The organism is Streptomyces sp. NPDC001920 (assembly GCF_053594495.1).
In genome coordinates, this window is the sequence record NZ_JBSFEP010000012.1 from 154,426 (window position 1) to 180,116 (window position 25,691).

Sequence of the window (25,691 nt, forward strand, 5' to 3'; positions counted from 1 at the left end):
GCCCACAGCCCGAGGAGGGCACGTGACAACCCCCGACTGGTACGTCTTCACAGGCTCGGGCGAGCCCCACGCGGGCATCAGCCGGCTGCCCGCCCCGCCGCCCTGGCGGGACTTCGACGGCGGCCCGCCGCTGACCGCCGTACCGCCCCTGGGCACCGAGTCCGTGCGCCGCCTCGGCAGCCACGCCAGCCGCGCCCCGGCCTGGCGCACCGAGGAACTGGATCTGGTCAACGCCGCGTTGCACCTGAGGCGGCCGCTGCTCGTCACCGGCGACCCCGGCTCCGGCAAGTCCACCCTCGCGCACGCCATCGCCCACGAACTCGGCCTCGGCCGCGTGCTGCACTGGCCCGTCGTCAGCCGCACCACCCTGCGCGACGGCCTCTACACCTACGACGCCATCGCCCGGCTCCAGGACATCCAGATGGCCCGGGAACTGGGCGAGCGAGCCGGAACCGACATCGGGGAGTATGTGCGGCTCGGCCCGCTGGGCACCGCGCTGCTGCCTTATGAACGGCCGCGCGTGCTGCTCGTCGACGAACTCGACAAGAGCGACATCGACCTGCCCAACGACCTGTTGAACGCCCTGGAGGAGGGCGAGTTCGGCATCCCCGAACTCCAGCGGATCGCCCGCGTGGAGCCGACCGCCGAGGTGCTCACCGACGACGGCGGCCGAGCCGAGGTGAGCGACGGCAAAGTGCGCTGCCGGGCCTTCCCGGTGGTCGTGATCACCAGCAACCGCGAACGGGACTTCCCTGCGCCGCTGCTGCGCCGTTGCGTCCACCTCGACCTGCCGTCTCCGAAGAACGACCGCGCGGGCGCCGACCGCCTCGCCGCCCTGGTCAGCGCCCACTTCGGAGAGGGGGACGCCGTGGAGTACGAGACGCTGGTCCAGCACTTCCTCCAGAGCAGCCCCGGCTCCCTGCGCGCCGCCGACCAGCTCCTCAACGCCGTCTACCTGACCCAGCGTTCGCTGCGCGCCGCCCATCCCGACCGGCAGCGGCTGGCCGAGCTGCTGATGCGCCCGCTCGACCACGGCGAGCACGGAGGGCGCTGATGAGTGCCGGGGGTGCCATCGGCAGGCTCGCCGAACGGCTGCGTGCACTGGGCGTCGAACCCTCCGCCCGGGAACTGGCGGAGGCCCTGTGGCTGGCCCGGCACCTGACTCCGGCCGAGCCGTCGTCGCCGCCCGAGCGGCCCGCACGGCCCCGCCCCACCGCTGGGGCAGCGAAGCCCGCAGCCGTCCCACCACCGGGCACGCCCCAGCCGGACGACCTCCGTGCCGAGCCCGACCGGACCCGCCTGTACCCCGACCCCAAGCCCTCCGGCCCACCGGCCGCGCCGCCGCCCACCGGCGGCCCTCTCGTCCGGGTACGCGCCCCCGAGGCCACCGCGCTGCCCCGCCCCCTCCGGCTGCAGCGCGCCCTTCGGCCCCTCCAGCGCTACCACCCGCCGGTCCGCGCGCTCGCCCACCGGCTGGACGAACAGGCCACCGCCGAGCGCGCCGCCGAGACCGGCCTGCTCCTGCCCGTCCTCACCCCCGTCGTCCGCCGTCAGGCCCGGCTGCGGCTCCTGATGGACGCGTCGACGTCCACGCCCGTCTGGGACAAGGCACTCGGCGAACTCGCGCAGCTTTGCGCGGGCACCGGCGCCTTCCGCGAGGTGCTCGTCGACTACGTCCACGAAGGCCCCGACGGCACGCTCCTCGTCGCTCCCTCGCGCCGCCGGGACCGCGCGCCTCGCCCCGCCGAGCAGCTGCGCGACCCGACGGGACACCAGCTGACCCTCGTCCTCAGCGACTGCGCCGGGCCGCTGTGGCGCGACGGCCGCATGCAGCGACTGCTGTACGACTGGGCACAGGCGGCGCCCGTCGCGATCGTGCAGCCGCTGCCCCAACGGCTGTGGCAGCGCACGCATCTGCCCCCGCTCGCGGGCACCCTGCGCCGCCGTGAGGGCCTGGGCGCCCGCCTGGACTTCACCCCGGCCGACTCGCAAGGCCCCGAGCTGCCCGTGCCGGTGCTCGGTCTGACCGGTGCCGCGCTGGGCACCTGGGCGAGGCTTCTGTCGGGCAGCACGGGACTGGCCCTGCCCGCGGCGGCGGCCTGGGTCCGCCCGGACCACACCGCCCCCGGCCGGGAGGCGCCGGGCCACCGCGCGCCGGGGCACGATCCGTGGGCCCTCTTCCGCACGACCGCCTCCCAGCACGCGGTCGAACTCGCGGTACTCCTGTCCGCCGTCCCTCTCACCGTCCCGGTGATGCAACTCGTCCAGCGCGCGATGCTCCCCACGACCGGCCCGGCCGTGCTCGCCGAGGTGATGCTCGGCGGGCTGCTGCGCCGGGGCGGGCAGGACGGCTGGTACGAGTTCCTGCCAGGGGTGCGCACCCAGCTCCTCGATCTGCTGCCGCGCGGCGACGCCCTGCTCGTGCTGAAGCACTGCGGCGACTACGTCGACCGCCACTTCGGCCGCCGGGCCCGCAACTTCCCCGCCCTGGCCCACGCCGTGCTCACCGGCGGAAAGCCACCGGAAGGGGCCGAGGCAGGGGTGCCGGGCGCGTTCGCCGAGGTGTCGCGCAGGGTGGTGCGGCGCTACGGCGGTGCGGTGGCGGAGCCCGAGGAGCGTCGGCGCGGCACGCTGCTGCCGCAGGCGCATGTCTCCGTGGGGCGTTGCGCGATCCTGTGCGCGGGCCACGACTGGCCGTGGGCCCTGTGGGCGACGTGGGTGCTGGGCTCGTACGGCATGCAGATCACGGTGACCCGGTGGGATCCCGGCCCGGACCAAGACCTGGTCGACGCTCTGGCGACGGTGCGCGATCTGAGGGCCGCGCCCGGCGGCCGGGTGCTGGTGATGCTGAGCGAGGCCCTCCTGCAACCCGGTGTCCGACCGCTGGAGGAGTGGCGCTGGGCGCTCGACCTGGTCGGGAACGGCATGCGCGGCACGCTCGCCCTGGTCGCCCTCGGCATACGGCTGCCCGAGGAGAGCTGGCCCGGTTTCCCCCCGGCTCTGGACGCGGTCGGCCCGGCGGAGGCCGAGGAGCGGCTGCTCGCGGCGCTCGCCCTCGACATCGGCGTCTCGGTCCGCTATCGCAAGTCGGCGGCCGCGCGGCGCTTCCCACCGGTGCTGCCGGTCGACCTGACGAACGTGCCCGCGCGCGACCCGTACTTCACCGGACGCGGCGACCTGCTCCACGCCCTGCCGGAGCGGCTTCGGCAGGCCCGGCGGGCCGGCGCCGTCCTGGTCCTGACCGGGGAGGAGGGCATCGGGAAGACCGCGACGGCGGTCGAGTACGTCCATCGGTTCGCCGGTGACTACGACGAGGTGAGATGGACGGGCACGCCGACGGAAGCCACCGCGCCGAGTCGGCCCTCGGCGCCGGACCGCTGCCTCCTGGTGGTCGACGACTGGGACGGCGCCGACCTGTACGACCTGGCCGAACTCACCGGCGGCAGCCAGGTGCTGATGACCGCGCGCGAGGTGCCCGACTGGGCCTTCTGCCGTGATGTTCCGGTCGGTGCCCTCACCCGGCAGGAGTCGGTCGCGTACCTCATGCGGATACTGCGCGTGCCCCGGGCGGAGGCCGAGTCGCGGGCCAGGGCCTGCGCGGACCGCCCGGCAGCCCTGACGCGGCTCGTGGACCGGGCACCCGTGCCGACCGCCGACACGGCCGCCGTGCTGCGGCAACTGGACGATCTGGCGCGTCGTTGCGTGGTGGATCTCGGCACCGGCTGCGGTGTCCTGGTGGCGCCGGGCTGGGTCCTCACCCTGACGGACGCGCTGGGCGAGGAAGGCACGTTCACCGTCACCCTGGCTGACGGACGGGCGGTCCCCGGCCAACTGGCGCACGTCCCGGCGTCGTTCCAGGAGCCTCGCCCCGCCCTGGTGCAGCTGCCGGAAGGCATCGACCACGAGTGCGTCTGGCTCGCGGACACGATGCCGGGTCCGCCCGTCACGGCCGTCTCGGAGCACGAGTACGTCGTCGCGGGCCCCCGCGCCCGGACACCCGGGGTGGGCTGCCCCGTCGTCGACCGGTCGCAGGGAAAGGCCGTCGGGCTGGCGCTGCCAGGCCACGGCGGAGACTGGCGGGACGCGGCGTTCGTGTCCACCACCGCGCTGGCCGCCCAGTTTCTGGAGGCCGCACCGACGGCCTACCTCTGGCGGGAGATCATGCGCGCACACGACCGCCACCACCTCGGCCGCCTCCACCGCGCCCAGAGCTGGCCCGCCGTCCAGTCGGGGCTGGCGCGCGGGGGCGACGCCGAGGCCCTCACCCCGCAGCTGCGCACCCGCCTGTACGGGGTCGTCGCCTCCCTCACCGCGCCCCCCGGCCCCGAGGAGGCGCGATCCCCGCTGGTCATGGCGGGCGTCGAGGTGAGCGAAGCGCCGCGCGACTGGGGCGACGGGCTCCGGCTGCTGGTGGCGTACGGACAAGGACTGGAGATCATCGCGCGGTGCGCCGCGCACATCTGGGCCTTCCGCCTCGGTGCCGGACATGGGGAGGACCACCGGGCGCTGGTGGAACTACGGGCCTGGACGGAGGAAGTGGCGCGCGACCGGCTCGACGAAGGCGCCCGGCGCGAGGTGCTCGGCATCCTCGACGCAGGCCGGGCCCTTGCCCGCTCGGACATCTTCGTCGAGCTGGTCCACGCCCCGGGCGGGCACGGCTGGCGTGTATGCCGACGGGAGGGGGAAGTCCTGCGGACCGTTCAGGAGAGCACCGCCGGATCGCCGTCACCCCTGGCGGCGTACCGTGACAGCGGGTTCGAGGCGGCCGTCGGGTTCAGCGAGGCGCACGGCGAGGTGGCCCATGTCGCGTTCGTCGTGTCACCCGGACCGCTGCTCGACGAGGGGTTCGAGGAATGGGAAACCGCGCGCGGGCCGTTGGGGCGGCGCTGCCGAGTCAGTGTGGCCGTCGAGCGGGACGACCTGCCCCACCAGGACGGCGAGGCTCCGCGCAGATTCCGCTGGGCCGGCGTCACCAAGGGCCCGCTGCGGCCGCTGGCCCTCACCCATGACACCGGCCGGGACGCGCACGCCGATCTGCTCTTCGCAACCCTGGCGACCGTGCCGATCCACTGCGGAACGCTGAGCGACGGCAGGGGGATCGGCGCCCTGGACGCGGCCCTGGGCAACGGGTACGGACTGCTGCTGTGGCGGCGAGGTGACGACCACCGCGACTGTGCGGAGTTCCACGCCGGGGCCGCCGAGCTGGTGCGCTCCGCCGGGACGGCGGCGAACCTCCTCGAACGGGTCCGGCTGCTGCGGGTCGCCCAGGACGACCCGGCGAACGCCTGGGCCCGCGGCCTCGCCGTCCTCTACGACCCGCCCCTCGGGCACTCGCTCTTCTGAGGGCGCCGTGAAACGGGTCGGCCCCATCACCTCGTCCGAGGCGATGGGGCCGACCCGTCGATCAACCGGTGCTCAGCGGCTCAGGCCTCGAACACCTCGCGGACCAGCTGCTCCTGCTCGGCCTGGTGCCGCTTCGCGGAACCCACGGCCGGGGACGAGGAGTGCGGACGCGAGATGCGGCGCAGGCGCTCGCCGTGCGGGACGTCGGCGCCGACGGCCAGGTCCAGGTGGTCGATCAGGTTCAGCGCGATGAACGGCCACGCACCCTGGTTCGCCGGCTCCTCCTGGGCCCACAGGTACTTCTCGGCGTTCGGGTACTTGGCGATCTCGGCCTGGAGCTCGGCACCCGGCAGCGGGTACAGGCGCTCGATGCGGATGATCGCCGTGTCCGTGACGCCGCGCTTCTTCCGCTCGGCCTCAAGGTCGTAGTAGACCTTGCCGGCGCAGAAGACGACCTTCTTGACCGCGGCCGGGTCGACCGTCGCGTCACCGATGACCGGCTGGAACTGGCCGGTCGTGAACTCCTCCGCCTTCGCGGCCGCCGCCTTCAGACGCAGCATCGACTTCGGCGTGAAGACCACCAGCGGCTTGTGGTGCGGGTTGTGCACCTGCCACCGCAGGAGGTGGAAGTAGTTCGACGGCGACGTCGGCATCGCGACCGTCATGTTGTTCTGCGCGCAGAGCTGCAGGAACCGCTCCGGGCGGGCCGAGGAGTGGTCCGGGCCCTGGCCCTCGTAGCCGTGCGGCAGCAGCAGGACGACGCCGGAGGTCTGGGCCCACTTCTGCTCGGCCGAGGAGATGAACTCGTCCACGACCGTCTGGGCGCCGTTGACGAAGTCGCCGAACTGCGCCTCCCACATCACGAGGGCGTCGGGGCGGGCCAGCGAGTAGCCGTACTCGAAGCCCATGGCCGCGTACTCGGACAGCAGGGAGTTGTAGACGTTCAGCCGCGCCTGCTCCTCGGAGAGGTACTGCAGCGGCGTGTACTCCTCGCCCGTCTCACGGTCGATGATGACCGCGTGGCGCTGGCCGAACGTACCGCGCTGCGAGTCCTGGCCCGCCAGGCGGACCGGAACGCCCTCCAGCAGCAGGGAGCCGATCGCCAGGGTCTCGCCCATGCCCCAGTCGATGGTGCCGTCCTCGACCATCGACGCCCGGCGCTGCAGTTGCGGCAGCAGACGCGGGTGGACGGTGATGTGGTCGGGGATGTTGACCTGGGACTCGGCGATCCGCTTGACGGTCTCCGTGGTCACCGCCGTGTTGACGGCGACCGGGAACTCGGCCTGCGGGTCCGAGGGCTCCACGGCGGCCGGCTGCGAGGTGGCCTCGCGGACCTCCGTGAAGACCTTCTCCAGCTGGCCCTGGTAGTCCTGCAGCGCCTGCTCGGCCTCTTCCAGGGTGATGTCGCCGCGACCGATGAGGGACTCGGTGTAGAGCTTGCGCACCGAGCGCTTCTTGTCGATCAGGTCGTACATCAGCGGCTGGGTGAAGGCCGGGTTGTCCGACTCGTTGTGACCGCGGCGGCGGTAGCAGATGAGGTCGATCACCACGTCCTTGTTGAACGCCTGACGGAACTCGAAGGCCAGGCGGGCCACGCGGACCACGGCCTCCGGGTCGTCGCCGTTCACGTGGAAGATCGGGGCCTCGATCATGCGGGCCACGTCGGTGGCGTACATCGACGAGCGCGAGGACTCCGGCGCCGCCGTGAAGCCGACCTGGTTGTTGATGACGATGTGGACCGTGCCGCCGGTGCGGTAGCCGCGCAGCTGCGACATGTTCAGGGTCTCGGCCACCACGCCCTGGCCCGCGAAGGCCGCGTCGCCGTGGATCGCCACCGGCAGGACGGTGAAGTCCGTGCCGCCCTTGCCGATGATGTCCTGCTTGGCGCGGGCGACGCCCTCCAGGACGGGGTCGACGGCTTCGAGGTGCGAGGGGTTCGCGACCAGCGAGACGCGGATCTGCTCGCCGTCCAGGCCCGTGAAGGTGCCCTCGGCGCCCAGGTGGTACTTCACGTCACCGGAGCCGTGCATCGACTTCGGGTCGAGGTTGCCCTCGAACTCACGGAAGATCTGGGCGTACGACTTGCCGACGATGTTGGCGAGGACGTTCAGGCGGCCACGGTGGGCCATGCCGATGACGACCTCGTCGAGGCGGGACTCGGCGGCCGAGTCCAGCACCGCGTCCAGCAGCGGGATGACGGACTCGCCGCCCTCCAGCGAGAAGCGCTTCTGGCCGACGTACTTCGTCTGCAGGAAGGTCTCGAAGGCCTCCGCCGCGTTCAGGCGGCGCAGGATGCGCAGCTGCTCCTCGCGCTCCGGCTTGGAGTGCGGGCGCTCCACGCGGTCCTGGATCCACTTGCGCTGCTTGGGGTCCTGGATGTGCATGAACTCGATGCCGGTGGTGCGGCAGTACGAGTCGCGCAGCACGCCGAGGATGTCGCGCAGCTTCATCATCGACTTGCCGGCGAAACCGCCGACGGCGAACTCGCGCTCCAGGTCCCACAGGGTGAGCCCGTGCTCGGTGATGTCCAGGTCGGGGTGCTTGCGCTGCTGGTACTCCAGCGGGTCGGTGTCGGCCATGACGTGGCCGCGGACCCGGTAGGAGTGGATCAGCTCGAAGACGCGGGCGGCCTTGGTGACGTCGTCGTCGTGGCTGGCGTCGATGTCCTTGAGCCAGCGGACCGGCTCGTAGGGGATGCGCAGCGCCTCGAAGATGTCGTCGTAGAAGCCGTTCTCGCCGAGGAGGAGGTTGGCGACCTGGCGCAGGAACTCGCCGGAGGCGGCGCCCTGGATGACCCGGTGGTCGTAGGTCGACGTGAGCGTCATGACCTTCGAGATGCCGAGCTTGTTGAGGGTGTCCTGGGAGGTGCCCTGGAACTCGGCCGGGTAGTCCATGGAGCCGACGCCCATGATCACCGACTGGCCGGGCATCAGGCGCGGCACCGAGTGGACCGTGCCGAGACCGCCGGGGTTGGTCAGCGAGACCGTGACACCGGTGAAGTCGTCCATCGTCAGCTTGCCGTCGCGGGCGCGGCGGACGATGTCCTCGTAGGCCTGCCAGAACTCGAAGAAGTTCAGCGTCTCGGCCTTCTTGATCGCCGCGACGACCAGCTGGCGGTCGCCGTTGGGCTTGACCAGGTCGATGGCGAGGCCGAGGTTGACGTGCGCCGGCTTGATCAGCGTCGGCTTGCCGTCCTTCTCGCCGAACGCGTAGTTCATCGACGGCATGGCCTTGATGGCCTGCACCATCGCGTAGCCGATCAGGTGCGTGAAGGAGATCTTCCCGCCCCGGGCGCGCTTGAGGTGGTTGTTGATGACGATGCGGTTGTCGAAGAGCAGCTTCACCGGCACCGCGCGCACGGACGTGGCCGTCGGCAGCTCCAGGGAGGCGTTCATGTTCTTCGCGACCGCGGCGGCCGGGCCGCGCAGCGTCACGAGCTCGGGACCGTCGGCGGCCGCGGCGGGCTCGGCCTTCTTCGGCTGAGCGGGCTTCGCGGCCGGAGCGGGGGCGGCGGGCTTCGCCGCGGCCGGGGCCGCAGCGGCGGGCGCGGCGGCCGCGGGCTTCGCAGCCGTGGGGGCCGGCGCGGGAACCGACGGGGTCGCCGGGGCGGCCGGAGCCGCACTGGTGGTCTCCGCGGCCCCCGTGGCCGCGGTACCCGCCGGAGCCGAGGCGGCGGCCGCCCCGGGCTTGTAGTCGGCGAAGAAGTCCCACCAGGCGCGGTCTACCGAATTCGGGTCCTGGAGGTACTGCTGATAGATCTCGTCGACGAGCCACTCGTTCGGACCGAACGCGGCAGCGGGGTTCTTGCCCGCTTGGTCGGCGTCGGTCGAGATGCTCGAGTTACTGGGGGACTGTGGCGACACGGCGGCAACCGCCCTCTTCCGCTTCACAAGGTGATGGACAGCGGGAATAAAGGCTACGCCTCCATGGCCGGGAAGGTCAGGCCGGGCAAGGTCATCGTCGTGTAAGTCACATCTGAAAGCGTGTTTCGGGCCCGGAAATGGCGGGAAACAAGCGTGGTTCCGCTTCGAATGGGAAGGATGAGGCGGGCCTCGGCACGGCGAACGTGCGGGCCTGTGCCTGATCACACGTGTCCGCCCGTCCGGACGCACATGGATCTTGTGGCTCCGCTTCGAACTTTACGTCAACTTGGCAAAGAAGGCTGCCCCGGGAGCGTGACCAGGATCCGGCAACCCCGCTCGGATTCGGCCACACCGATCCGCCCGCCGTGCAGATCGACGGCCCAGCGCGCGATCGCCAGCCCCAGACCCGTACCGCCGTCACTGCCCGGCCCGTGCGGCCTGCTGACGGCACCCCGGTTGAACCGCTCGAAGACCCGGTGCCAGTCCGACCTCGGAATGCCCGGACCCTCGTCCAGGACCTCCAGCACCAGCGACTCCGGGTGGTCCCCGCGCCGTGCCTTGACGGTCACGCGGCCGTGCGGCGGGCTGTGCTTGATCGCGTTGTCGATGAGGTTGGCGACGACCTGGTGGATGCGCTCGGGGTCGGCGTGCGCGGTCAGCTCCGGTGGGGAGACGTCCAGGTGCAGATGGACGTCGGTGCGGGTGTGGCTTCCGGAGCCCGAGGCCATGCCGGCACGCGCGGAGGCGACCATGTTGGCCTCCTTCAGCACGCCCGAGAGATACGGCCAGACCTCGAAACGCCGTGTGCGCAGGGGTACGACGCCGTTGTCCAGCCGGGACAGGTCCAGGAGCGTCTCCACCAGGCGGCCCAGCCGCTCGGTCTGCTTCAGTGCCGTACGCATGGTCTCCGGGTCGGCCTCGGCGATGCCGTCGACCACGTTCTCCAGGACCGCTCGCAGGCCCGCGATGGGGGTGCGCAACTCGTGCGAGACGTTCGCCACCAGCTCCTTGCGCTGCTGGTCCTGGGCTTCCAGCTCGTCGGCCATGAGGTTGATCGTCTCGGCGAGATCGCCCAGCTCGTCGCGGCGGTTGTCCTGCACCCGGCGGGTGTAGTCGCCGTGCGAGATGGACCGGGCCACCGCGTTCATCTCGTCCAGCGGAGCGGTGAGCGAATGGGCCACGAACTGCGTGATGAGCAGTGTGGCGATCATCGAGAAGACCGTGATGAAGCGCAGCTCCGTCTGGGTGCGCACGGCGATCATCGACAGCCCTGTCGTGATCAGCACCGAGATGACGACCAGCGCGCCGAGCTTGGTCTTGATCGAGAACGGACTGACGCCGGCCCAGGGTTCCCCGGGGCCTCTCCGCGCGGCCGGCCCGTCGCTCATGGCGTCGGTGTCTCCAGGGCGTAGCCCACGCCGTGCACGGTGCGGATCCGCTCGGCCCCGATCTTCCGGCGCAGCGCCTTGATGTGGCTGTCGACGGTCCGGGTGCCGGAGGCGTCCGCCCAGTCCCACACCTCGGCGAGCAGCTGCTCGCGGGAGAGGACGGCGCGCGGGGTGTTCGCCAGGCACACCAGGAGGTCGAACTCGGTGGGCGTGAGGTGAACATCCTCACTGCGCACCCGCACGCGCCGCTGCGCGTGGTCGATCTCCAGCTCGCCGAGCCGCAGGATGCCGGAGCGCGGGGTCGTGGCCGCCAGGGCCGCCCGCTCGACGCGGCGCAGCAGCACGTGCACCCGGGCCGCCAGTTCCCGCATCGAGAACGGCTTCGTCATGTAGTCGTCCGCGCCGACACCGAGCCCGACCAGCATGTCCGTCTCGTCGTCGCGCGCGGTCAGCATCAGTACCGGCACCGGCCGCTGGGCCTGCACCCGGCGGCAGACCTCCAGGCCGTCGAAGCCGGGGAGCATGATGTCGAGGATCAGCAGGTCGGGCTGCCATGCCTCCGCCGTGTCGACGGCCGCCGGACCGTCACCCGCGGTCTGCACGAGGAAGCCCTCGGCGCGCAGGCGGGCCGCGATGGCGTCCACGATGGTCGGATCGTCCTCGACCACGAGGACCCGGCGCTGTGCGCCAGGGGTCGCCGTCGTGCCGTTGTGGGAGGTGTGTGTCTGCTCCATCGCCCGCCCCAAAGTTGCTTTCCGGAATCCGTGGGGTGATTCCTGTGACTGCATATGCCTGCGCATGCTTGCGATTGACGCTTGAATGATCCGCGTCAGAGCAGCAGAGTACGGGGAGTCACCGCGCCAGGGCTATCCAGGTCGGACGCCGAGGTGCACGGCGTCCGGAACGCCCCGGGCAACGGGGATCTCTTCGGTACGCACCTGCTGGAATCCGGCATTACGCAAGGTTTCTTCGAATTCCGGAGAGGGCTGGGCGGACCATACGGCCAGCACCCCGCCCGGTCTCAACGCCCCTGCGCAGGCGGCCAGTCCGGCCGGTGAGTACAGGCTGTCGTTGCCCTCCGTGACGGTCCAGCCGGGGCCGTTGTCGATGTCGAGGCACAGGGCGTCGTACGTGGCGGAAGTCTCATGCACGTACGCCACCAGATCCGATTCCACAATCTCGGTGAGCGGGTCGGCGAGGGCGTCGGCGGAGAAGTGGGACAGCGGTCCGTCGAGATGCCAGTCGATAATCGCGCGCTCGCGCTCCACGACGGTGATGCGGCCGGGGCGGGGATCGGCCGCGGCGTGTGCGAGCGAGAACCCGACGCCGAGCCCTCCGATCAGCACCGCCGGCTGCGCGCGATCGTCCAGCGCGCCGAGCGCCGCGTCCACGAGGAGCCGCTCCGAGCGCCCGTCGGAGGTGTCCATCAGGAAGCAGCCGTTGGCGATGATCTGCAGCAACTCGCCGTGCCGCCGCAGGGCGACCTCGCCGTGAGGGCCTTCGCGACGGTCCAGTACTTCCGGGATGTCGTACGAAGTGGGCATCCGGCCATCCTGTCAGCTCGGCGTGGGCGGGCCGAGGGAATTACCCGCAGGGGCGGAGCAGACGGTGGGGGCGGGCCTGCCCCGGGCGGCCGGAGCTCCACCCGACTCCGGGAAACCCCAGGTCACAGCCCGTGGCAACGATGATCGCTCACAGCGAACGTGGGTCGGGGAACATTCGGGTCCCCCCGTGCATTGAGTCGGCATAACTCAACTTGACTGCCGAAGGGGAGATCATGGCTGCTGAGTCCACGGCGTTCACACCGCTCACCCTGCCCGTGCTGCCGCTCGACGACGAGGTCGTGCTGCCCGGGATGGTGGTCCCGCTGGACTTGAACGACGCCGATGTGCGCGCCGCGGTGGAGGCCGCTCAGGCCGCCGCCCGGTCGCAGCCGGGGAAGCCACGGGTTCTGCTGGTGCCGCGCATCGACGGGACGTACGCGAGCACCGGTGTGCTCGGCACCGTCGAGCAGGTCGGCCGGCTGGCCGACGGTGACCCCGGCGCCCTGATCCGCGGCCGGGGCCGCGTGCGGATCGGGGCCGGCACGACCGGGCCGGGTGCCGCGCTGTGGGTCGAGGGGACGCGGGTCGACGAGAGCGCGCCCGAACCGCTGCCCGGACAGGTCGCCGAACTGGTCAAGGAGTACAAGGCACTCGCCACCGCCTGGCTGCGCAAGCGCGGAGCCTGGCAGGTCGTGGACCGCGTCCAGGCCATCGACGACGTGTCCCAGCTCGCCGACAACTCCGGATACTCGCCCTTCCTGACGACCGAACAGAAGGTGGAGCTGCTGGAGACCGCCGACCCGGTCGCCCGCCTCCGGCTCGCCACCAGGCAACTGCGCGACCACCTCGCCGAGCAGGACGTCGCCGAGACCATCGCCAAGGACGTCCAGGAGGGCGTCGACAAGCAGCAGCGCGAGTTCCTGCTGCGCCGTCAGCTGGAGGCGGTGCGCAAGGAACTGCGCGAACTGAACGGCGAGAAGGAGGGCGAGGAGTCCGACGACTACCGCGCCCGCGTGGAGGCCGCCGACCTGCCGGAGAAGGTGCGTGAAGCCGCGCTCAAGGAGGTCGACAAGCTGGAGCGGGCGAGCGACCAGTCGCCCGAGGGGTCATGGATCCGGACCTGGCTGGACACCGTTCTCGAACTCCCGTGGAACGAGCGCACCGAGGACGCGTACGACATCCAGGGCGCCAAGGCCGTGCTGGACGCCGAGCACGCCGGCCTGGAGGACGTGAAGGAGCGGATCACCGAGTACCTCGCGGTGCGCAAGCGCCGAACCGACCGGGGGCTCGGCGTCGTCGGCGGGCGGCGCGGCGGTGCCGTGCTGGCCCTGGTGGGCCCGCCAGGCGTCGGCAAGACCTCGCTCGGCGAGTCCGTCGCGCACGCCATGGGGCGCAAGTTCGTCCGCGTCGCCCTCGGCGGTGTCCGCGACGAGGCCGAGATCCGCGGCCACCGCCGTACCTACGTCGGGGCGCTGCCCGGACGGATCGTGCGGGCGATCAAGGAGGCGGGGTCGATGAACCCGGTGGTCCTCCTCGACGAGATCGACAAGGTGGGGTCCGACTTCCGCGGGGACCCGGCGGCCGCCCTGCTGGAGGTACTGGACCCGGCCCAGAACCACACCTTCCGGGACCACTACCTGGAGGTGGAGCTGGACCTGTCCGACGTGGTCTTCCTCGCCACCGCCAACGTCCTGGAGGCCATCCCGGAGGCGCTGCTCGACCGTATGGAGCTGGTCCGCCTGGACGGCTACACCGAGGACGAGAAGGTCGTCATCGCCCGTGACCACCTGCTCCCGCGCCAGCTGGAACGGGCCGGTCTGGACAAGGACGAGGTGGCCATCGAGGAGGGAGCACTGCGCAGGCTCGCCGGTGAGTACACGCGCGAGGCGGGCGTCCGCAACCTGGAGCGGTCCATCGCGAGGCTGCTCCGCAAGGTCGCGGCGCAGCACGAACTCGGTGAGCGGGAGCTGCCCTTCACCGTCACGGACGGCGATCTGCGCGGCCTGATCGGCCGGCCGCACCACGTGCCCGAGTCCGCGCAGGACCCGGCGGAGCGCCGCACGGCCGTGCCGGGCGTGGCGACGGGCCTGGCGGTGACGGGCGCTGGCGGCGACGTGCTGTACGTGGAGGCGTCGCTGGCCGACCCGGAGACGGGCGCGGCGGGCCTGACCCTCACCGGCCAGCTGGGTGACGTGATGAAGGAGAGCGCGCAGATCGCCCTGTCCTTCCTGCGCTCCCACGGCGCCGAACTCGAACTGCCCGTCGCCGACCTCAAGGACCGGGGTGTGCACATCCACTTCCCGGCGGGCGCGGTGCCGAAGGACGGCCCGAGCGCGGGCATCACCATGACGACGGCACTGGCCTCGCTGCTCTCCGGCCGGCTGGTCCGCACGGACGTGGCGATGACGGGTGAGGTCTCGCTGACCGGCCGCGTCCTGCCCATCGGCGGGGTGAAGCAGAAGCTGCTGGCCGCACACCGGGCGGGGGTCACCACGGTGATCATCCCCAAGCGCAACGAGCCCGACCTGGACGACGTCCCGGCCGAGGTGCTGGACAAGCTCGACGTCCACGCCGTGACCGACGTCTGCCAGGTCCTGGAACTGGCGCTGGCGCCGGCCACCGACGGCGCGGCCCCCGAGGTTCCGGTCGCGGCGTGACGGACGCGGCCGGAGGGGCAGGGCCCGGGTCCCGTGAGGGAGGCCCGGGCCTTCGCCCTGGGCAGCGGGCGGTACGGCTCCGGGTCAGCCGTTGGCCAACGCCTGCAGCCTGTCCAGTGCCCCGTTGAACTTGTTGTGGTCGCCGACCGTCGGGCCGGAGGAGGTGTACTGCCACATCGTGTAGTAGCTCCAGCCCGCGGGCAGCTCTCCCACCGTCGCCGCGTACCGGGCGATCCACAGCGGGTTGGCGGTGGCGAAGCCGCTGTGGTTGCCGGTGCACCGGGTCCACCAGCTGGTCGCCGTGTAGATGACGGCGTCGCGGCCGGTGCGGGCCTTGTACCGGGTCAGGAAGTCGCGGATCCAGGTGACCATCGCGCTCGGTGTCCTGCCGTAGCAGGTGTCCCCGTACGGGTTCCACTCGATGTCGAGGACGCCCGGCAGGGTCCGGCCGTCGCGGGACCAGCCGCCGCCGTGGTCGACGAAGTAGTCGGCCTGGGTTGCTCCATCGGTGGTGTCCGGGGTGGCGAAGTGGTACGCGCCCCGGATCATGCCCATGTCGTAGGAGCCGTTGTACTGCTGGGCGAAGTAGGGGTTGGTGTAGTAGGTCCCCTCGGTGGCCTTCGCGTAGGCCCACTTGACCCCGCTGTTCCACAGGGTCGGCCAGTCGACGTACCCCTGGTGGCTGGATACGTCCACGCCTTCGGTCCGCGCGGCCTTGGTGCCGGCGGGCAGGCCGTGCACGCCGTCGTGGGCCGCGACCCCCATGCCCATGTGGGCGGAGCCGCGGGGCGGGACCTCGTCGCGGGCGGCGGCGGGGGCGGTCCGGGTGGTGAGGAGGAGGGTGAGGGCGAGCAGCAGGAGCCCGGCGAGGTACGGGCCCCGGGCGCGAAGCGGTTCAGGTCTGTGCACGGGCAACAGCGTGCCTCCGAAGGCCCGGAACCGCTCGGTGGAGGAGTGGGCCGCGGCTCCGGCTACCGTGATGTCGCGTACATGCCGCTCGACTGTTTCGGTGCTGCCGTCACGCACGCAGAACAGCAGGTGGGAGCGGAATCCGGAGGCTGCCGTCGGTCCCGGCCTGCGAAATACTGAAGGAGCAGGGGTGACGACCGCGGCGGTCGGCGAAATCCCCGGGACCGGGAATCAAGGCAGGGGCTGACGTGCACGACAACGGGAACGGCGACGGACGGGGAGTCGGATCCGGGGTGCCCGGAGGTGGCCCGGGCCGGCCCGAGTTCCTCGATCTCGAACGGGAGTTGACGGTGCTCCTGCGGCGCGCCCGCGCCAAGCAGGGCGAGATGGCCCGCGAGGTCCATCCGGACCTGGAGCCCGCGGCGTACGGCCTGTTGGTCCGGCTGGGTGAGTGCGGCCGCCAGCGGGCCACCGAGCTCGCGGCCTACATCGGCGTCGGCAAGGCCACCATGTCCCGTCAGCTGCGGGCCCTGGAGGACCTGGGCCTGGTCGCCAGGGAGCCGGACCCCGCCGACGGGCGGGCATGGCTCGTGCACCTCACGGAAGAGGGCCGCGGCCGGGTCTCCAAGGTGCGCGAGGCCCGGCGGGCGCGGTACGTCGAGCAGCTCTCCCACTGGGACCGGGGTGAGGTGGCCGAGCTGGCGCGGTTGCTCAACCAGTTGAACCGGGGCATGGAGAAGTAGCCCCCGGCCGGGGCCCGCGGTGCCGCCGGGCGCTCCCGCCGCTCACCACTGCGCGTACACGACCGTCGCGTCGTCATGCGTCTTGCTCCGCCCGAGGAACGCCCGCTCCTCGGCGTCCGCCGCCTCCAGCGCCCGCACCCGCTCCACCAGCGCCCGCGCCCCTTCCTTCCGTACGAAGGTGAAGCAGTCCCCCCAGTCCCCCTCGCGGAACGTCTCCACCCACCGCGTCGCCCCGTCGGTCATGGCGGCCAGCGCCCGCACCTCCGTGCGCGGCAGCGCCCCCGTCACCGCCCGTGCCGCCACCGTCGGATCCGCGGCGGCCGTGAAGAAGCCGCCCTCCTTGTTGCGGATGTGGGCGTCGATCATCGCGTCCGTGGCCAGCGACGCGCGGGGGAGGAGGGCCAGACGGTCGTCCAGGTGGGCGGTGACCGCCCCGTCGGGGGACTCCGTCAGAAGCGCGGAGTCCGACAGGACCAGGTACTCGACCGTCGCCTCCGTCCACCGCGCCAGAGCGACGGTTGCCTGCGGGGTGCGTGGGTGAGAAAGGTCACAGGTTGCGGCGTGGGAGTCGGCGGTACGTGCGATGGCACGGGCCAGGACATCTGCGAGGGGAACATCCAGGAGTGAAACGGTCAGTTCGGTCAGTGCTCCGCCGAGCCGTGCGGTGAACCAGGGGACGGAATGCAGACAACCCGTCTCACCCCTCGGCGGCGTCACCCCGTCCAGGACCACCAGCGCGCCGCCCTGTCCCGAGGCGGGAAGCGCGACACTCGCGAAGTCCTCGTTGGGGCGGGCCGGATCGCCGGGTGCCGAAACAAGCTCAGTTCGCATCCGGCCAGTCTGCACGAGCCCTTCACAAGGTTCGCAAAGGGCCTGCATCGGTTGCCGAATGGGCGTAGGCGCGCAGGTCAGCCGCCGGATTTGCGGCGGAATGGTCGGCTCCGGCCAGGCGTGGCGGCGAATACTGCCATCGCCCGCCGCAGACGTCCAACCGGCCCGCCGCGCAAGGCCCGTGCACGAGCCAGAGGAACTTGCCCGCCAACTCCCCTCCGGGGTTCACTCCTTCGGGTGGCGGGTCAGGTGATGCGCGACCGTTGCCCACCGGCACTGGGAGGGTCGGGGACCGGTGAGGGCACCCCCTGCTCGCGCAGAGTCGAGAGCTTGGGGGAGGGGTGCACGCGAGGTCAGCGGTAGTTGACAAAGCGTCATCCGAACCCATGGGTATCACGAGTCAGGAATGCGAGCACCGGTGCAGAAGATGCGGCCTCGTCGCTCAGGCAAGCAGTCGCCCTCCGCGGGGGCCACGCAGCCCACTCCCGGCACCACGACCGACGCCGCACCCGCCGGCAAGGGGCGCCCCACCCACGTGCGCAACCGGCTGATCGTCGCCGTGGCCGTGGTGGCCGCCGCCATCGCCGGAGCCGGTGCGCCCTCGATCGTCGCCGCCTCCGGGCAACTGCACGACTCCCAGGAACTGGTGACCCTCGCCGAGCAGACCGAGGACGCGCTCACCCTGGCCCACTCCCTCGCCGACGAACGCGACGAGGTCACCTCCTACATCGCCGCCGGCCGCCCCAAGTCCAAGGCGCCCAGCGAGCAGCGCAGCGCCCGCGTCGACCGGCAGGTCGAGGAACTGCGCACCGACACCGACACACCCGCCTCACTGCGCGACGACCTCGACGGCATCGCGGCCGTGCGGCGGTCCGCGCTCACCGGCAAGAGCACCGCGCTGGAGGCGCACGCCGCCTATTCGGCCGCCATCACCGAACTGCACCGGCTCGCCGAGCGGCTGGCCGAGCAGATGCCGCCGCGCGCGGGCGCCGGCGCCCACGCCCTGGCCGAGCTGGACTCCGCCGTGCAGCAGGCCGCGGCCGCCCGGGGGCTGCTGCTCGCCGCCCTCAGCGTGCCGACCACCACCGAGACGGTCATCGACCCGGTCACCGGGCTCGCGACCACCCGGAAGACCTCCTCGGAGGCCGACGCCAAGCAGCGCGCCGCCCTCAGCGCCGCCGCCCAGCAGGCCCGGCTGCGCTCCGACGCCGCCCTCGCCGGGTTCCACGACACCGCCCTCAAGACCGCGCGTACCTCGTACGACTCCACGGTCACCGGCCCCGAGGTCAACAACGCCGAGAAGTACCTGGCGGCCCTCACCGACCAGCCCGCCTTCACCGACCGGGACCTGGCCGCCGACGTCCGGCGCGCCGAAGCCGCCCTCTCCGCCCGGGTCGACCTGATGCGCGGCGTGGAGTCCGCCCTGTACGACCGCCGCACCAAGGCCCTTGAGGAACTGCGCGACGACGACGTCACGGCGCTGGAGATCCGGATCGCGGTCCTCGGCGCCCTGATGCTGCTCGCCGTCGGTGTCGCCACCGGCATGGCCCGCAGCCTCACCCGCCCCCTGGCCGTCCTGCGGCTCGGCTCCGCCCGGCTCGCCGAGGCCGAGGACCCGGCGGCCGAGGAGCCCGTCAAGTTCACCGGCCGCAAGGACGAGTTCGCCCAGGTCGTCGACTCCGTCAACGCCCTGCACGCGCACGCCGCCGCCCTTCACGAGCGCATCACCACGCTGGAGGCGGACCGCAAGCACCTGGTGGGCCAGCGCCAGAAGATGGCCGACGCCCGCGAGCAGCTGCGCGCCGAACTCGCCGACTCCGCCGCCCAGCTGGAGCGGCTGCGCGGCAGCATCGGCGGCACCTTCGTGAACCTCGCGCTGCGCACCCTCGGCCTCGTCGAGCGGCAACTCGCCGTCATCGAGGGGCTGGAGGAGCGCGAGCAGGACCCGGACCGGCTGGCGACCCTCTTCAAGCTCGACCACTTCGCCACGGTCATGCGCCGGCACAGCGAGAACCTCCTCGTCCTCGCCGGCACCGAACACGTCCAGCAGCACGCCGGGCCGGTGCCGCTCGTCGACGTCGTCCGCGCGGCGGTCAGTGAGATCGAGCGGTACGAGCGGGTCCGTATCGCCGCGCTCCCGCCGCACGCGCACCTGGCCGGCTTCGTCGCGGACGACCTCTCCCACCTGCTGGCCGAGCTGATGGAGAACGCCACCTCGTTCTCCCCGCCCGACCTGCCCGTCGAGATCTCCGGCTGGCTGCTGGAGAGCGGCGAGGTCATGCTCTCGGTCCAGGACGAGGGCATCGGCATGACCGAGGAGCGGCTGGCGCGCCTCAACTCCCGCCTCGCGGACTTCGACCCCGAGGCCACCTACGACCAGGAGGGCGACGAGGGCCTCGGACTCGGCCTGTACGTCGTCGCCCGCCTCGCCCACCGCCACGGGATCCGCGTCCAGCTGCGCGAGCAGAAGCAGGGCGGCATCGCGGCGGTCGCGGTCCTGCCGGGGAGCCTGCTCGCGGCGGCCCCCGCGGCCGCGGTCCCGTCCCAGGCACCGCAGCACGCCGGTGCCCAGGCCTTCTCGCTGCCGGGTGCCGACGCGGAGGCCAACTCCAACCTCCTGCACGGCCGGGCGAAGAACAGCGACCCCTTGGTGGCCCTCGCCGAGAAGGCGGTGCGCGAGAACGGCGACGCGGAGGGCGGCGACGCGGAGGGCGGCGACGCGGAGGGCGGCGACGCGGAGGGCGGCGACGCGGAGAGAGCCGTACCGGAGCCGGCGGAGGCCGAAAGGGCCGTACGGGAGCCGGAAGCCGCCGAGGAGAGCAGGGACGCCGTACGGCCGGCGACGGAGCGCCGGGAGGCGGGGCCGGCGGCCGAGCGGGAGCGGGAGCATCCCGCCGAGACCACGATGGAGCTGCTGATCCCGGCGCAGCCGACGGGGGAGCAGACGGCCCCCGAACCGGCGGCCGCGGACGGCGACAACACTCCCGCCGAAGCCGAAGCCGAAGCCGAAGCCGAAGCCGAAGCCGAAGCCGAAGCCGACGCCGAGGTGGAGGCCGAAGCCGAAGCCGAGGCGGAACACGCCCGCACCGCGGACGAGGACCTGCTCACCGACAAGGGCCTCCCCAAGCGCACCCCGAAGATCACCGCACCCGCACCGGCCCCGCGACAGCGGACCGCCGGAGTCGACGCCGAAGCCCTCCGCAGGAGGCTGGGTGGCTTCCGCCAGGGAGCGGAGGCCGGGTACCGCGACGTACAGGCGGAGATCGCCGACCAGACCGGCCAGAGCAAGACACCGAGCACCGAATCCGAAGCAGCCACGGGGGGCACAGTCGAGGAGGCAAGCAGTTGACCGCGCCCAGTACCTTCGGACTGAGCAGTGAAGCCCGCAACCTGCACTGGTTGTTGACGAATCTGGTCGAGGAGGTGCCGGGCATCCAGTCGGTCGCCGTCGTCTCCTCCGACGGCCTGCTCCTCCTCTCCTCCGACCACGCCCGGAACACCGCGGCCCGCGAGGCCGGGACCGACCGGCCCAGCGGCCCCCGTGGCTCCTCCGCCGACCTCGCCACCGTCGTGTCCGGCATCGGCAGCCTCACCGTCGGCGCCGCCCGGCTGATGGAGTTCGGCGGGGTCAAGCACACCATGGTCGCGATGGACGAGGGCAGCCTGTTCGTGATGTCCATCAGCGACGGCTCGCTGCTCGGCGTGCACGGGTCGGCGGACTGCGACATGAGCGTGGTGGCCTACCACATGGCGCTCTTCGTCGGTCGCGCCGGCCACGTCCTCACCCCCGAACTGCGCAGCGAGCTACGGAAATCCCTCGAGACCGCGTCGGCGGGGAGTACCCGATGAGCAACCTCCCGAAGAAGCCGCCCACCAAGCCCCTGCTCCCCACCCGCGGCGGCGACCGCAAGCCCGCCCGGGTGCGCCCCTACTCGCTCACCGGCGGCCGTACCCGCTTCGGCCATGTGCTGCTCGTCGAGACGTTCGTCAGCAGCACGGCCGCGCTGGAGGCGGCCGAGGAGCGCAAGGAACTGACGAATGGTTCCCTCAGCTCCCGGGTCATGCCGGAGATGCGGGCCATCGTCGAACTGTGCCGCCGTATGCGCACGGTGGCCGAGATCGCCGCGCTGCTGAAGATGCCGCTCGGCGTGGTCCGCGTGCTCCTGAGCGACCTCGCGGACCAGGGAAAGATCCGTGTGTACGGCACCGGAACCGGTCATGGCACGGGCCGGCCGGACCGCGCGCTGCTGGAAAGGGTGCTGAGTGGACTCCGTCGTCTCTGACGCCGCCTTCGCTGTCGGCGGTACCACCCCGTTCGTCGAGCCCGACGAGGACCTGAAGTCCTGGCAGACGGACCGCACCCGCGCGCCCATCGCCACGAAGATAGTCGTGGCCGGCGGCTTCGGCGTGGGCAAGACCACGCTGGTCACCGCCGTCTCGGAGATCACGCCGCTGCAGACCGAGGCGCTGATGACCGAGGCGAGCGAGGCCACCGACGACCTCACCGCCACGCCGGGCAAGTCCACCACCACCGTGGCCATGGACTTCGGGCGTCTCACGCTCGACGACGACCTGGTGCTCTACCTGTTCGGCACGCCGGGCCAGCAGCGGTTCTGGTTCATGTGGGACGACATCGTGCGTGGCGCGATCGGCGCCGTGGTCATGGCCGACACCCGACGTCTGAAGGACTGCTTCCCGGTCCTGGACTACTTCGAGAGCTCCGGACTGCCGTACGTCGTCGCGGTCAACCACTTCGACGGCAGTGAGCTGTTCGAGCCGGAGGACGTGCGGGAGGCTCTGACCATCCCGCGGCACATACCTGTCATGATCATGGACGCGCGTCGCCGGATCTCCGTGATCGAGACCCTCCTGGCCCTCGTGGGCCACGCGCTCGACGAAACCCCCGAGTAGGAGACAGCCCCGCATGCGGAAGATACTCGTCGTCGGAGCCGGTCAGTCCGGGCTCCAGATCGCTCTCGGCCTCCAGTCGCAGGGGTACGAGGTCACCTTGATGTCGAACCGGACGGCGGACGAGATCCGCAGCGGCCGGGTCATGTCCACGCAGTGCATGTTCCACACCGCCCTGCAGCACGAGCGCGATCTCCAGCTGAACTTCTGGGAGTCCCAGGCCCCGAAGATCGAAGGGCTCGGCGTCTCCGTCGCCGCCCCCGGCTCCTGGGCCGAGGGCCCCTCCGCGCGTGCGATCGACTGGCTGGGCCGGCTCGACGGGCACGCGCAGTCCATCGACCAGCGGGTGAAGATGGCCGGCTGGATGGAGACCTTCGCCCAGCGCGGCGGCCAGCTCGTCATCCACGGCGCCGCCGTCGGCGACCTCGACTACTTCTCCCGTACGTACGACCTGGTACTGGTCTCGGCGGGCAAGGGCGAGCTGGTGCAGATGTTCGCCCGCGACCCCGAGCGGTCCCCCTACAGCGAGCCGCAGCGCGCCCTGGCCGTCTCGTACGTCCACGGCCTCGGCCCGCGCCCCGAGCACCCCGACAGCGAAGCGGTCCGCTGCAACCTCGTCCCCGGCGTCGGCGAGCTGTTCGTCATGCCGTGCCTGACCACCTCCGGCCGTGCCGACATCCTGTTCTGGGAAGGCATACCCGGCGGCCCGCTCGACGTCTTCGACGGTGTCAAGGACCCGGCCGAGCACCTCTCCCTGACCCTGGGACTCATGGAGCGGTACCTGCCTTGGGAGTACGCGCGGGCCACCAAGGTCGAGCTGACCGACGCCGGCGGCACGCTGGCCGGGCGCTACGCCCCCACCGTCCGCAACCCCGTCGGCCGTCTCCCCGGCGGTGGGATCGTGCTGGGCGTTGCCGACGTCGTCGTGGCGAACGACCCCATCACCGGCCAGGGCTCCAACTCCGCGTCCAAGTGCGCCGCCGCCTACCTCGCCTCGATCGTCGAGCACGGCGACAAGGAGTTCGACGAGACCTGGATGCGTGCCACGTTCGACCGGTACTGGGCCACCGCCCAGCACGTGACCAAGTGGACCAACGCGATGCTGGCGCCGCCGCCCGAGCACATCCTCGACCTCATCGGGGCGGCCGGGCAGCTGCAGACGGTCGCCGACCGGTTCGCCAACGGTTTCAACGACCCGGCTGATTTCGAGAACTACTTCTACGAGCCTGAGAAGACCAAGGCGTATCTCGCCGAGGTTTCGGCGGCTTGATCCCGGGGCGTACGGCGCCCAGGACCGGGTTGGACGCGATCGGGGAGATCTTGACCTTCTCGCCGGTCCGCGGGGCCTGGACCACCTTGCCCTTGCCCAGGTACAGGGCCACGTGGGTGGCGTCCGGGAAGTAGACCACCAGGTCGCCGGGGCGCAGTTCGGTCAGCGGAACGCGTTCGAGCTGCGCCCACTGCTCCTGGCTCGTGCGGGGGATCGGGGTACCGGCGTGGGCCCATGCCTGGGACGTCAGGCCCGAGCAGTCGTACGACTTCGGGCCCTCGGCGCCCCACTTGTACGGCTTGCCGAGCTGCTTCTTGGCGTAGCGGATCGCCCGGTCGGCCTTGCCGGACGGCTTGTTGTCGTCCTTGGCCAGGGCGCCGGACGCCATGAACGCCCGCTGCGCCTTGGCGATGCCCTTGCGCTCCAGTTCGGCCAGGGCCGTGAGCTGGTCGGCGGTCAGTGAGGCCAGGAGCTCCTCGACGTTCCTCAGACGCTTGCGTACGGCCTCCTTGTCCTTCTTCTGCCGTTCGGCGAGGGCGAGTCGCTCGTCCAGGGCCTTGCGGGCCCTGCGGGCCAGTTCACCGGCCTTCCGCTCGCTGCCGGTCAGACGGCCGACCGTCTCGGCGCGCTCCCGTGCCAGTCGGCCGATGACATGTCCCTGGTCCAGGGCGTGCTGTGGGTCGCGGGCCAGGAGCAGTCGGACGTACGGGGAGAGGTCGCTGATGTCCTGGTACTGCTGGCGGGCCAGGCGGCCGGCCGCGCCCCGGCTGTCGTGCAGGGACAGCCGTGCGCGGGACAGTGCCGCTTCCAGGCGGGTCACCTCGGCGCGCTGCTTCCTCAGTTTCTCCTCGGTGGCGTTGTAGGTCTCCGTGGCCCGCTCGGCCTGCCGGTACAGACGTTGAAGGTCCGTCAGCAGCTCGGCGACGGACCGCTCTTGTGGTTCGGGAGCCGCCATCGCCGGTACCGGTGCCGGTGCGAGGATCGTGCCGGCCACCACCGCCGTGCACGCCAGACGCAGAATCCTTCCTGACACGTCATCACCTCCGATGCGGAGAGGCTCTCTGCTCCGCATCGTGAGCATCGGGTGATCGCCCGCTCTTCGCTCGGTGGCTGTGCGCGGTCCGGCGCAGCCGCGTCACTCCTTTGTGTCGTCCCGCTTGCCGTCCGGCGTGGCGTTCGGCGTGGTGTCCGGTGTCGCGTTCGGCGTGGTGTCCGGTGTCGCGTTCGGCGTGGTGTCCGGTGTCGCGTTCGGCTTGGACCACGGCCAGTTCAGGCGGCGGGTGGGGGCGCCTTCCGGGGCGTACTCGTACTTCCAGCGCGCCGTCAGGCCCATGCGGGCGCCCGGCGTGCGCGGGACGCGGCGGTAGACGAGGACGGTGGGCGGGCCGCCGTGCGGGTCCGGGACCGGGATGCGGTACGTCTTGGGCGGGTGGCCGGTGATGCCGAGGAGTACGGGCAGGACGCGGCCGTCCATCGGGCCGCCCTCGAAGGGGGTGTCTTCGCTCTTCACGGCACCAGTGTCAGCCATCCGCCGCGAGCTTCTCGGCCAGGGCGGCGGTCTGCGGGTCCCTGGTCGCGGTGACCGCGAGCGCGGCGGTGAACTGCTCCACCAGCCAGTCCCGCAGTTCCTGCACGGGTGGCTGCTTGTCCTCGTCGAGCCAGATGAGGGACGCCGCCTCGACCGCGGTGATCCACAGTCGGACGGTCATGCGGAGGCGGAGGCCGGGGTCGGCGATCTCCAGGTGGTCGAGGATGTGCTCGGCGGCGGCGCGGCGGACACCGTCCACGATGGCTGTCGTGCGGGAGGTCTCCACGACGCTGCCGCCCTGGAGGAGGGCGCTGAAGCCGGTGTCGTGCTCGTCGACGAAGGCGAGGTAGCGGTCCAGGGCCCGGGTGAGGCGGCCCAGGAGGGGGCCCTCGCGGGGTTCGGCGAAGCAGTGCTGGAGCTCTTCGGCGGCCGAGCGCAGGGCGGCCTCGTAGAGCTGTTGCTTGCCGCCGGGGAAGTAGCGGTACACCAGGGGCCTGGAGACTCCCGCCGCCTCGGCCACGTCGTCCAGGGAGACGTCCTCGGGGGCGCGGTGCGCGAAGAGGGTGAGCGCGGCGTTGAGGAGTTGGCTGCGGCGTTCCTCGACGCTCAGGCGACGGTAGGCGGGGGTGGGTGCCGAGGGCGTCATGACCAGCAGGGTAGTCGGGTGGGCGTGATGCCTGCGGCGGCTGTGCGGGCTCGGTGGGGGC

At 71.8% G+C, this 25,691-nt stretch carries 18 protein-coding genes; 9 read left to right on the forward strand and 9 right to left on the reverse strand.

The window, feature by feature from the left end; genetic code table 11:
• The first annotated feature begins 22 nt into the window (after positions 1-22).
• Together ACWCPI_RS21850 and ACWCPI_RS21855 are read left to right on the forward strand one after the other, a co-directional pair.
• Positions 23-1,054, forward strand: coding sequence for an AAA family ATPase (locus ACWCPI_RS21850; protein WP_451039666.1), 1,032 nt, complete (start codon positions 23-25; stop codon positions 1,052-1,054).
• Positions 1,054-5,343, forward strand: coding sequence for an SAV_2336 N-terminal domain-related protein (locus tag ACWCPI_RS21855; RefSeq protein ID WP_451039667.1), 4,290 nt, complete (start codon positions 1,054-1,056; stop codon positions 5,341-5,343). The genes ACWCPI_RS21850 and ACWCPI_RS21855 overlap by 1 nt, the downstream gene beginning before the upstream one ends.
• Before the next feature lie 80 nt (positions 5,344-5,423).
• On the opposite strand, the gene ACWCPI_RS21860 is transcribed toward ACWCPI_RS21855, so the two are convergent.
• From ACWCPI_RS21860 to ACWCPI_RS21875, 4 genes are all read right to left on the reverse strand, one after another.
• A complete protein-coding gene (locus tag ACWCPI_RS21860; protein ID WP_451039668.1) occupies positions 5,424-9,206 on the reverse strand; it encodes a multifunctional oxoglutarate decarboxylase/oxoglutarate dehydrogenase thiamine pyrophosphate-binding subunit/dihydrolipoyllysine-residue succinyltransferase subunit in 3,783 nt (1,260 codons plus the stop codon).
• 281 nt (positions 9,207-9,487) lie between these two features.
• Positions 9,488-10,594, reverse strand: a complete 1,107-nt coding sequence (locus ACWCPI_RS21865; protein WP_451039669.1) for a sensor histidine kinase — start codon at positions 10,592-10,594, stop codon at positions 9,488-9,490.
• Positions 10,591-11,328, reverse strand: a complete 738-nt coding sequence (locus ACWCPI_RS21870; protein ID WP_062706191.1) for a response regulator transcription factor — start codon at positions 11,326-11,328, stop codon at positions 10,591-10,593. The genes ACWCPI_RS21865 and ACWCPI_RS21870 overlap by 4 nt, the downstream gene beginning before the upstream one ends.
• A 132-nt stretch (positions 11,329-11,460) precedes the next feature.
• Entirely contained in the window at positions 11,461-12,138 is a 678-nt protein-coding gene (locus tag ACWCPI_RS21875) for a spermidine synthase (RefSeq protein WP_451039670.1), read from the reverse strand.
• 233 nt (positions 12,139-12,371) lie between these two features.
• Between ACWCPI_RS21875 and lon the strand changes: the two genes are divergently transcribed.
• Complete coding sequence (gene lon / locus ACWCPI_RS21880; RefSeq protein WP_451039671.1) at positions 12,372-14,795, forward strand: endopeptidase La; 2,424 nt, start codon at positions 12,372-12,374, stop codon at positions 14,793-14,795.
• A gap of 84 nt (positions 14,796-14,879) precedes the next feature.
• Here lon and ACWCPI_RS21885 read toward each other — a convergent pair whose 3' ends face one another.
• Positions 14,880-15,710 (reverse strand): lysozyme, encoded by an 831-nt coding sequence (locus ACWCPI_RS21885; protein WP_451039798.1) that lies wholly within the window; start codon positions 15,708-15,710, stop codon positions 14,880-14,882.
• A gap of 242 nt (positions 15,711-15,952) precedes the next feature.
• Between ACWCPI_RS21885 and ACWCPI_RS21890 the strand changes: the two genes are divergently transcribed.
• A complete protein-coding gene (locus ACWCPI_RS21890; RefSeq protein WP_388801740.1) occupies positions 15,953-16,447 on the forward strand; it encodes a MarR family winged helix-turn-helix transcriptional regulator in 495 nt (164 codons plus the stop codon).
• Positions 16,448-16,489: 42 nt separating this feature from the next.
• Here the strand turns inward: ACWCPI_RS21890 and ACWCPI_RS21895 are convergent, their stop codons facing one another.
• The gene (locus tag ACWCPI_RS21895; protein WP_451039672.1) at positions 16,490-17,278 is read right to left on the reverse strand and encodes a protein phosphatase 2C domain-containing protein; all 789 of its coding nucleotides are present in this window, start codon (positions 17,276-17,278) and stop codon (positions 16,490-16,492) included.
• A 406-nt stretch (positions 17,279-17,684) separates the two neighbouring features.
• Here ACWCPI_RS21895 and ACWCPI_RS21900 point away from each other — a divergent pair, with 406 nt between their 5' ends.
• Genes ACWCPI_RS21900 through ACWCPI_RS21920 form a run of 5 tightly spaced genes read left to right on the forward strand, consistent with a single transcriptional unit; the run spans position 17,685 to position 23,456 of the window.
• A complete protein-coding gene (locus ACWCPI_RS21900) occupies positions 17,685-20,627 on the forward strand; it encodes a nitrate- and nitrite sensing domain-containing protein (protein WP_451039673.1) in 2,943 nt (980 codons plus the stop codon).
• Positions 20,624-21,127 (forward strand): roadblock/LC7 domain-containing protein, encoded by a 504-nt coding sequence (locus ACWCPI_RS21905; RefSeq protein ID WP_451039674.1) that lies wholly within the window; start codon positions 20,624-20,626, stop codon positions 21,125-21,127. The genes ACWCPI_RS21900 and ACWCPI_RS21905 overlap by 4 nt, the downstream gene beginning before the upstream one ends.
• Positions 21,124-21,561: a DUF742 domain-containing protein gene (locus ACWCPI_RS21910; protein WP_451039675.1), complete on the forward strand. Its 438-nt coding sequence runs from the start codon at positions 21,124-21,126 to the stop codon at positions 21,559-21,561. The genes ACWCPI_RS21905 and ACWCPI_RS21910 overlap by 4 nt, the downstream gene beginning before the upstream one ends.
• Entirely contained in the window at positions 21,542-22,189 is a 648-nt protein-coding gene (locus ACWCPI_RS21915) for a GTP-binding protein (protein ID WP_451039676.1), read from the forward strand. Before ACWCPI_RS21910 ends, ACWCPI_RS21915 begins: the two co-directional genes overlap by 20 nt.
• Before the next feature lie 13 nt (positions 22,190-22,202).
• Positions 22,203-23,456 (forward strand): styrene monooxygenase/indole monooxygenase family protein, encoded by a 1,254-nt coding sequence (locus tag ACWCPI_RS21920; RefSeq protein WP_451039677.1) that lies wholly within the window; start codon positions 22,203-22,205, stop codon positions 23,454-23,456.
• Here ACWCPI_RS21920 and ACWCPI_RS21925 read toward each other — a convergent pair.
• The 3 genes from ACWCPI_RS21925 to ACWCPI_RS21935 form a co-directional block, all read right to left on the reverse strand.
• Entirely contained in the window at positions 23,374-24,489 is a 1,116-nt protein-coding gene (locus ACWCPI_RS21925) for an NlpC/P60 family protein (protein ID WP_451039678.1), read from the reverse strand. The two genes, ACWCPI_RS21920 and ACWCPI_RS21925, sit on opposite strands and share 83 nt — an antisense overlap.
• Before the next feature lie 102 nt (positions 24,490-24,591).
• Positions 24,592-24,984 carry a hypothetical protein gene (locus ACWCPI_RS21930; protein ID WP_451039679.1) on the reverse strand — a complete coding sequence of 131 codons (393 nt, stop codon included), beginning with the start codon at positions 24,982-24,984 and terminating at the stop codon, positions 24,592-24,594.
• A complete protein-coding gene (locus ACWCPI_RS21935; RefSeq protein ID WP_451039680.1) occupies positions 24,977-25,630 on the reverse strand; it encodes a TetR/AcrR family transcriptional regulator in 654 nt (217 codons plus the stop codon). Before ACWCPI_RS21935 ends, ACWCPI_RS21930 begins: the two co-directional genes overlap by 8 nt.
• Positions 25,631-25,691: the final 61 nt, after the last annotated feature.

Excerpts from the sequence above, each read along its gene's own strand:
- ACWCPI_RS21855 (WP_451039667.1), top strand. The coding sequence starts at position 1,054 with ATGAGTGCCGGGGGTGCCATCGGCAGGCTCGCCGAACGGCTGCGTGCA.
- ACWCPI_RS21865 (WP_451039669.1), bottom strand. The coding sequence starts at position 10,594 with ATGAGCGACGGGCCGGCCGCGCGGAGAGGCCCCGGGGAACCCTGGGCC.
- ACWCPI_RS21870 (WP_062706191.1), bottom strand. The coding sequence starts at position 11,328 with ATGGAGCAGACACACACCTCCCACAACGGCACGACGGCGACCCCTGGC.
- ACWCPI_RS21875 (WP_451039670.1), bottom strand. The coding sequence starts at position 12,138 with ATGCCCACTTCGTACGACATCCCGGAAGTACTGGACCGTCGCGAAGGC.
- lon (WP_451039671.1), top strand. The coding sequence starts at position 12,372 with ATGGCTGCTGAGTCCACGGCGTTCACACCGCTCACCCTGCCCGTGCTG.
- ACWCPI_RS21895 (WP_451039672.1), bottom strand. The coding sequence starts at position 17,278 with ATGCGAACTGAGCTTGTTTCGGCACCCGGCGATCCGGCCCGCCCCAAC.
- ACWCPI_RS21900 (WP_451039673.1), top strand. The coding sequence starts at position 17,685 with ATGCGAGCACCGGTGCAGAAGATGCGGCCTCGTCGCTCAGGCAAGCAG.
- ACWCPI_RS21910 (WP_451039675.1), top strand. The coding sequence starts at position 21,124 with ATGAGCAACCTCCCGAAGAAGCCGCCCACCAAGCCCCTGCTCCCCACC.
- ACWCPI_RS21920 (WP_451039677.1), top strand. The coding sequence starts at position 22,203 with ATGCGGAAGATACTCGTCGTCGGAGCCGGTCAGTCCGGGCTCCAGATC.
- ACWCPI_RS21930 (WP_451039679.1), bottom strand. The coding sequence starts at position 24,984 with ATGGCTGACACTGGTGCCGTGAAGAGCGAAGACACCCCCTTCGAGGGC.
- ACWCPI_RS21935 (WP_451039680.1), bottom strand. The coding sequence starts at position 25,630 with ATGACGCCCTCGGCACCCACCCCCGCCTACCGTCGCCTGAGCGTCGAG.